Source organism: Bacillus sp. AFS073361 (assembly GCF_002567005.1).
Classification (GTDB): Bacteria; Bacillota; Bacilli; order Bacillales; family Cytobacillaceae; genus Neobacillus.
The window spans coordinates 1-1,069 of sequence record NZ_NUZU01000008.1; the positions used below are offsets into that span (position 1 = coordinate 1).

Here is a 1,069-nt window from a genome sequence, read left to right on the forward strand (position 1 = left end):
AAAGCATGGAGTAGATGAATATTTAGTAGAAGTGAGTGAACGTAGAACTGGTGCCCATGCAAGAGGTATGGACCCTGAAGAGGATATTCCTGAAATCGGACCTGGCTGCGCGAATGTTTTAGAAGAAGGACAAACCTTTGCCTATGAATTATCCCTAATTGTACCAGGAATCGGTGGTGTTCGGACAGAGGATCAAGTAGTGGTTCGTAAGAATGGGTTGGAGCCGCTTCATACGTTCAATCGTTTCTTATATGTTGAGTAATTGAATAAATTCCATGCAGGCTGAAAGTTGATTTACAGTCTTGATTGATAGGCTAGCTAAGAAGAGAAGCCTGCATGGGCCTCTATTTAATAGATTAATAATGAAATAGTTGAAGCAATAAAATTAAAAATTACTTTTTGAGAGGGGAATAAAGAATATGATTTCAGAAAAAGCATTAAAATGGCTGCCTAATAGATTTGAAGAATTAATCCGTTATGGAGAATTCCAGGGACCTGGTGAAACGATCACGAATGAAGAGTACAAAGCCCGCGTTGAAATTGCGAAACAAAAGATAGTCGATGAAGGTCTGGATGCTTTAATCGTATTCGGAGATTGTTACCGCATGTCCAATATCCGCTGGCTGGTTAATTATCGAACAATCGATGGGGTTTATCCGCAGCCGATGCTGATGTACTTGGTACCTGACCGTGACCCTGTTTTCTTCCTTCCAAGCAGTGAAATTCCTTCTGCGCACGGTAGTTCGGCCATGAGTGTTTTAGGAGGCGATATCCGGGAAATTCGTTCAGAATGGGCTCCATTCCTAAAAGAACGTGCGGCAAAAGACAGACCAAAGAAAATAGGCATCAGCGGCTATACATTTATGGATTTGGAGTTCTGGTTCCCGATCAATAATGCATTCGGTGATTATGCAGATATTCAACGGTCAACGATTATTGAGCAATTGAAATCCGTGAAAAATGAAGCAGAAATTGCATCCATGAAGCGTGCAGCTCGGGTAAGCAATGCCGGAATTCAAATGTTGATGGATCTATTACGAGACAGCGAGGGCATCACGGAATTGGAAGC

General features: G+C 41.9%; 2 protein-coding genes. Both read left to right on the forward strand.

The features are described from left to right. Nucleotides 1-262: M24 family metallopeptidase (locus tag COJ96_RS05280; RefSeq protein ID WP_180229991.1), on the forward strand; the 262-nt coding region annotated here is incomplete at its 5' end. 157 nt (nt 263-419) lie between these two features. Beyond that, a partial coding sequence (locus COJ96_RS05285; protein ID WP_180229992.1) for an aminopeptidase P family N-terminal domain-containing protein occupies nt 420-1,069 on the forward strand: 650 nt, incomplete at its 3' end.